This window comes from Sulfurivirga sp. (genome assembly GCF_015490265.1).
GTDB lineage: Bacteria > Pseudomonadota > Gammaproteobacteria > Thiomicrospirales > Thiomicrospiraceae > Sulfurivirga.
This window is the reverse complement of sequence record NZ_WFYD01000083.1, coordinates 1-6,324: the sequence shown is the minus strand read 5'-3', so window position 1 is coordinate 6,324 and position 6,324 is coordinate 1. Positions and strand designations below refer to the sequence as shown.

9 protein-coding genes are annotated in these 6,324 nt (G+C 63.8%); 8 read left to right on the top strand and 1 reads right to left on the bottom strand.

Features of this window, described 5'->3' with window-relative positions:
• The 8 genes from F8K16_RS05740 to F8K16_RS05705 form a co-directional block, all read left to right on the top strand.
• Positions 1–524: HisA/HisF-related TIM barrel protein (locus F8K16_RS05740; protein ID WP_294948137.1), on the top strand; the 524-nt coding region annotated here is incomplete at its 5' end.
• Between the two features lies 1 nt (position 525).
• Positions 526–1,299: an imidazole glycerol phosphate synthase subunit HisF gene (gene hisF / locus F8K16_RS05735; RefSeq protein WP_294948135.1), complete on the top strand. Its 774-nt coding sequence runs from the start codon at positions 526–528 to the stop codon at positions 1,297–1,299.
• Positions 1,296–1,619: a phosphoribosyl-ATP diphosphatase gene (locus tag F8K16_RS05730; RefSeq protein WP_294948133.1), complete on the top strand. Its 324-nt coding sequence runs from the start codon at positions 1,296–1,298 to the stop codon at positions 1,617–1,619. Before hisF ends, F8K16_RS05730 begins: the two co-directional genes overlap by 4 nt.
• A gap of 105 nt (positions 1,620–1,724) precedes the next feature.
• Entirely contained in the window at positions 1,725–2,042 is a 318-nt protein-coding gene (locus tag F8K16_RS05725) for a histidine triad nucleotide-binding protein (protein WP_294948131.1), read from the top strand.
• 25 nt (positions 2,043–2,067) lie between these two features.
• Complete coding sequence (locus tag F8K16_RS05720; protein ID WP_367122773.1) at positions 2,068–2,304, top strand: Sec-independent protein translocase subunit TatA; 237 nt, start codon at positions 2,068–2,070, stop codon at positions 2,302–2,304.
• A 2-nt stretch (positions 2,305–2,306) separates the two neighbouring features.
• Positions 2,307–2,810 (top strand): twin-arginine translocase TatA/TatE family subunit, encoded by a 504-nt coding sequence (locus F8K16_RS05715; protein ID WP_294948129.1) that lies wholly within the window; start codon positions 2,307–2,309, stop codon positions 2,808–2,810.
• A complete protein-coding gene (tatC, locus tag F8K16_RS05710; protein ID WP_294948126.1) occupies positions 2,807–4,009 on the top strand; it encodes a twin-arginine translocase subunit TatC in 1,203 nt (400 codons plus the stop codon). Before F8K16_RS05715 ends, tatC begins: the two co-directional genes overlap by 4 nt.
• Entirely contained in the window at positions 3,981–5,723 is a 1,743-nt protein-coding gene (locus F8K16_RS05705) for a thioredoxin domain-containing protein (RefSeq protein WP_294948124.1), read from the top strand. Before tatC ends, F8K16_RS05705 begins: the two co-directional genes overlap by 29 nt.
• 49 nt (positions 5,724–5,772) lie before the next feature.
• Here F8K16_RS05705 and F8K16_RS05700 read toward each other — a convergent pair.
• The coding region (locus tag F8K16_RS05700; protein ID WP_294948122.1) for a hypothetical protein at positions 5,773–6,324 on the bottom strand (552 nt) is incomplete at its 5' end.

Sequence of the window (6,324 nt, the reverse complement as noted above, 5' to 3'; positions counted from 1 at the left end):
TTCCCGATCTGCCGGTGCAGATCGGCGGCGGCATCCGCAGTCTGGAAACCATCAAGACCTACCTGAACGCCGGTGTGCAGTACTGCATCATCGGCACCAAGGCCGTGCACGAACCGGAATTCGTCCATGAAGCCTGCCGTGCCTTTCCCGGCCATATCATGGTGGGGCTGGATGCCAAGGGCGGCAAAGTGGCCATCAATGGCTGGGCGGAAGTGACCGATCACGAAGTCATCGACATGGCCCGACGCTTCGAGCAGGACGGCGTGGAAGCCATCATCTACACCGACATCGGTCGTGACGGCATGCTGCAGGGCGTCAATGTGGACGACACCGCCCGGCTGGCCCGCGCCATCGACATCCCGGTGATCGCCTCCGGCGGCGTCACCAATCTGGATGACCTGCGGGCTCTGGCGCCGCTGGCCGCAGAGGGTGTCACCGGCGTCATCACCGGCCGCGCCATCTACGAAGGTACGCTGGATTTCGCTGAAGGCCAGCGTCTGCTGGATGAACTGACGGGAGGCTGACATGGGTCTTGCCAAGCGCATCATCCCCTGTCTGGACGTGGACAATGGCCGCGTGGTCAAGGGCGTGCGGTTCGTGGACATCCGCGACGCCGGCGACCCGGTGGAGATCGCCCGCCGCTACAATGCGGAAGGGGCCGACGAGCTTACCTTCCTCGACATCACCGCAAGCTCCGACGAGCGCGAGACCATGGTGCACGTGGTCGAACAGGTGGCCAGTCAGGTGTTCATCCCGCTGACCGTCGGCGGCGGCATCCGCAGCGTGGACGACGTGCGCCGCATGCTCAACGCCGGCGCCGACAAGGTCTCAATCAACACCGCCGCCATCTTCAACCCCGGTTTCGTGCAGGAAGCCTCCGACCGGTTCGGCAGCCAGTGCATCGTGGTGGCCATCGACGCCAAACGAGTCAGCGGCGAGAACGAGCCGCCCCGCTGGGAGATCTTCACCCACGGCGGTCGACGGGAGACCGGCATTGATGCGGTGGACTGGGCCGAGCGCATGGCCGAGATGGGTGCCGGCGAGCTGCTGGTCACCAGCATGGATCGGGACGGCACCAAGCAGGGGTTCGACCTGGAGCTGATGCGCGCCATTACCGGGCGGGTCTCCATTCCCGTCATCGCCTCCGGCGGCGTGGGCAATCTGGACCATCTGGCAGACGGCGTGCTGAAAGGCGGGGCCGACGCCGTGCTGGCCGCCTCCATCTTCCACTTTGGCGAATACACCGTTGAACAGGCCAAGCGACACATGGCCGAACGGGGCATCGAGGTGCGACTGTGAACGACATTCTCAATCAGCTGGATGAGGTGCTGGCGGCGCGCAAAGACGCCGCACCTGACAGTTCCTATGTGGCCAGTCTCTACCACAAGGGGCTGGACGCCATTCTGAAGAAAGTGGGCGAAGAGGCGGTGGAGACCGTCATGGCCGCCAAGGACGGCGATGCCGAGCATCTTGTCTACGAGGTGGCTGACCTGTGGTTTCACACCATGGTATTATTAGCGTCTCAGGGCCTGTCCTCGCGGCAGGTGCTGGAAGAACTGGCGCGCCGTTTCGGCCTGTCCGGCCTGGAAGAGAAGGCCCGGCGCCAGCAGAACGGATGACAAACGACTGAACGGGCTGCCCGGGCGATCCCCGGGCAGCTTCGGTTTACGGGTCGCCAACCGCGACCGCCCCGTGATCCAACCGATCACCTCAGGAGCCTGGCCATGGAAGAGAAGACCGTATTCGAAAAGATCATCGACCGGGAGATTCCGGCCGACATCATCTACGAAGACGACAAGTGCATCGTCATCAAGGACATCAACCCCAAGGCGCGGGTGCATCTGCTGGTGATTCCCAAAAAGCGCATTCCCACCCTGTTCGATCTGACGCCCGAAGACAAGGACCTGATGGGCCACATGATGCTGCTGCTGCCGCAGCTGGCGCAGGCCCACGACCTGGACGGCTTCAAGACCCTGATCAACACCGGTGAGTCCGGCGGACAGGAAGTCTTTCACCTGCACATCCACCTGATGGGCAACTGATTCAACTTCAAGGAGCAACACCATTATGGGTATCAGCATCTGGCAACTTCTGATCATTCTCGCCATCGTCCTGGTTCTGTTCGGCGCCAAGCGCCTGCGCAGCGTCGGCTCTGACCTGGGCGCCGCCATCAAGGGCTTCAAGCAGTCCATCAAGGAAGAAGAGACCAAGCCCGAGGCGGTGGAGCAGAAGCAGCCCGACGGTCAGGTCTTCGAAGCCAAGGCGGAAGAAAAGAAGTCTGACGACACCGCACCCAAAGCCTGAGCATGTTCTCCGACGTCGGCGGACTGGAACTGTTTCTGGTGCTGATCATCGCCCTGCTGGTGATCGGCCCGCAGCGCATGCCAGAAGTGGCCCGTCAGATCGGACGCTTCGTGGGCAAGACGCGCCGCTTCATCCAGTCCGTGCGCGAAGAGAGCGAACTGCGCGAGACCGTCGAACAGCTGCGCCGCGAGCTGGACCTGCGTGAGGAAGCCGAAACCCTGCGTCAGGTGGAGCGGGACCTGCAGAACGACCTCTACGGCAATCTGCGCGAGGCGCAGGAAACCCTTCAGGACGAACTGAACCTGGAAGAGCTGCAGCGGCCCACCTTCGGTGGAGAAGAGCCGCCGCCGCTGCATGCCGAGTTCAATGACCCGGAACGGGACGGCGTGCGCCCCACCGCTGAGCGGCCCGACAGCACACGCAACACCGCCTCCGGGCGCAACAGCACCGTCAAGGCACAGCCTTCCGACCGCAAGGCAGAACCGGCTCCGACCAAGACCTCATGACCCACAGCGCCCTGCCTCCCGAAGACAAGGAAATGACGCTGGTCGAGCACCTGCTCGAACTGCGCGACCGCCTCACCAAGGCGGTGCTGGCGGTCATCGTGCTGTTTCTGGTGCTGTTCCCCTTCGCCAACGACCTCTATCTGTTCATCGCCGAACCGCTGCTGCGCTACATGCCCGACAACGGCAGCATGATCGCCACGGCGGTCGCCTCACCCTTCCTGACCCCGTTCAAGCTGTCGCTGGTGCTGGCCATCTACCTGGCCATGCCGGTCATTCTCTACCAGCTTTGGGCCTTCATCGCCCCCGGGCTGTATGAGCATGAAAAAAAGCTGGTCGGCCCACTGCTGGCCTCCAGCGTCTTTCTCTTCTACGCCGGTGGCGCCTTCGCCTACTACGTGGTCTTTCCGCTGGTGTTCAAGTTCCTCACCGGCACCGCGCCTGAAGGCGTCACCATCGCCACCGACATCAGCCTCTATCTGGACTTCGTCATCAAGATGTTCTTTGCCTTCGGCGTCGCCTTCGAGGTACCGGTGGCCACGGTGCTGCTGATTCTCACCGGCGTGACCAGTGCAAAGAAGCTGGCCCACATGCGCCCCTACATCATCGTCGGCGCCTTCATCATCGGCATGCTGCTCACCCCGCCGGATGTCATCTCCCAGACCCTGCTGGCCGTGCCCATGTGGCTGCTCTACGAGCTGGGCGTCTGGATCGGCGCCCTGCTGACCCGCGACCGGGACGACGAAGATGACACGGACACCTCCGAAGATGACCACCCCACACCACCGGACGGCCCGCAGGGCGGCGCTCCCACCGGCCCCGAGACGCCTTCACCCGAGAGCCCGGCACCGGAGACAACCCGCACCACCACTCCGGCAGCGGCAGCCGCTGCCTCGCCGCTGGTGGTGGACGCCCCCGCCGAACAGGGACTGAGTTTCGACGAGGACGGCCAGCCACGCGCGCCGGAACCGGCGGAAGATCAGGACATCGAGGCCTCCAGCGAAGGCGACGACCGGGAAGACGACGACTTCGACTGGGACGCCGAATTCGACCAGATCGAAGCGGAAATGCGCGCGCTGGAAGGCGAAGATGCGCATAATGAGGGTGACGGCACCGAACAGGAGGCCGATGCCCATGAAAACGCCGAAAACGGGCCGGAAACCGCCCAGGAACGTGAAAATCCGGGCAAAAAAGACGCCTGAGCCGGGCGCGGAAAAAACCATCCTGCAAAAATGGGGGAGACCCCGTTCCCGCCGCACCTTCATCGCCACCCTGCTGGCCGCGCCCGCCGCACTGGCCAATGCCCTGAAGGGCAATCCCTCCCCCTATCTGGCCATGCACGGCGACAATCCGGTGGACTGGCACCTGTGGTCAGACGCCGTACTGAAACAGGCGCAGGCGCACAACCGGCTCATCTTCATCTCCAGCGGCTACTTCTCCTGCTACTGGTGCCACCGCATGGAAGAAGACGTCTACCTCCATCCGGATGCCGCCGCCGTGCTCAACCGTTACACGATTCCCGTCAAGGTGGACCGGGAGCTGGACCCGGCGCTGGACAGCTATCTCATCGATTTCGCTCAGCGCACCACGGGGCGGGCCGGCTGGCCCATTCACGTGCTGCTCACGCCAGATGGCCTGCCCTTCTACAGCTTTCTCTATCAGCCGAAAAAGCCGTTCATGGAGATCATTGAGCGGGCGGCGCGTCTGTGGGCCGAGCGGCCTGACGAGATCCGTGCCGCTGCACGTAGGGCGCTACCCCATCCCCGGCGCTACGATCCCGATGCACGCCCAACACTGAAGCGTCAGGCGTTCCGTACCCTGTTTCTGGAGCGGCTGCGGGAAGAGATGGATGATTTTTCCGGCGGTCTGAAGGGGCAGCAGAAGTTTCCCCAGTCGCCGCTGCTGCTCAGCGTCGCCAGTCTGAACGGACTGCCCGACACCGTGCGGGAATGGCTTACGCTGACGCTGGAGCAGATGGCCTCGCGCCACCTGCGCGATCATGTGCATGGCGGCTTCTTCCGCTACACGGTGGATCCGGAGTGGCACACGCCCCATTACGAGAAGATGCTCTATGACAACGCCCAGCTGGCCACCCTCTACTGCCGGGCAGGCCGACGCTTCGACCGCCGGGACTGGATCGACATCGGACTTGAGACGCTACATTTTGTCGAAGCACAGCTGTTCAACCCGAAAACGGGCCTGTTCTTCGGCAGCCTGTCCGCCGTGGATGCCCATGGAGAGGAAGGCGGCAACTATCTGTGGACCCGCTCCGAGCTAAAACGGGTGCTGGATGCGGAAACATTCAACCTGATCAGAAAGGCCTGGCAGCTGGACCAGCCCGGCCCATGGGACGGCAAATGGCTCCCGGAACCCATTGAGGATCCCCGCTGGCCCGCCATCCGCCGCAAACTTGCAGCCGCAAAGCCGCAGCCCGCACGGGACAGCAAGCAGCTGCTCGGCTGGAACGCCCTGATGGTGGAGGCGTATCAGGCCGCTGCCGAGGCCAGCGGCGAAGACACATGGCGCAACAAGGCAACTGAGCTGTTTGAACGCCTGCACCACCTGCTCATGGGCAAACGCCCCCCAAGGGCGCTGATCGGGCGCCGCCCCGCCGGAGACGCCACATTGGAAGATCATGCCCTGCTGCTGCGCGCCGCCGCCGTGCTTGGGCGACCGACAGATGCCTTAAGACGATACATTGAAAGGCGCTATCTGACCGATACCGGATGGAAGCTGGCCGCCCGCCCCATGCTGCCCGGCATGGGCGGACGCTTCTGGCTGCCGGATGACGCCCTGCCCAGTCTCACGGCCTTGGTGGATAAAGGCGCACCGGCGCGGCTGGCGGCGGCTGAACCCGACCTGCGCCGCGCGCCGCTGGCCAGCGGCAGCTACCTGCGCTTTCACACCCTGCTATGACGAAAAAGGCGGGTATGGCCCGCCTTTTTACGCGCAGGAAAAGCGCTGCTCAACAGGCTTCCAGCGCCCGCAGGAAACGGTTGCGCACCGCAGCCAGCAGCTTTTCCACCTGTGCCGGCGTCAGGCCGCGTACCTCGGCGATCTCGGTGACGCTCAGGCCACCACGGGTACGCAGGTCCAGCACAATGCGGCTGAGCGTCGGCAGGTTCTGATAAGTGGCTGCCAGCGCCTCACGACCGGCCCGGCTGGCCAATGCCTCGCGCGGCAGGTCCAGCACTTCCACCAGCTCCTGCTCAAAGCCTTCGTCCAGCAGCCACACTTTCGTCCGCTCATCGTCCAGGTGATAGCTGATGTCATCCAGATCCTCAACGAACACCACCTCGCCATCGGCGTCGGCGGTGACATGTTCCTCCAGCGTCTTCAGCTCCTGCTCGGCCAGCTGCTCGATGGACAGATCACCCCGGTGCTGGCGGAACTCCTCGATCACCTCGTCCAGCTTCTCATCGGCCAGAGTGAACAGCAGCGTGCGCAGTTTCTGCGCGTCCAGCCGACTGGCGTCGAACTGCTCGAACACGGTCAGATAGACCTCGTCCACAATGTC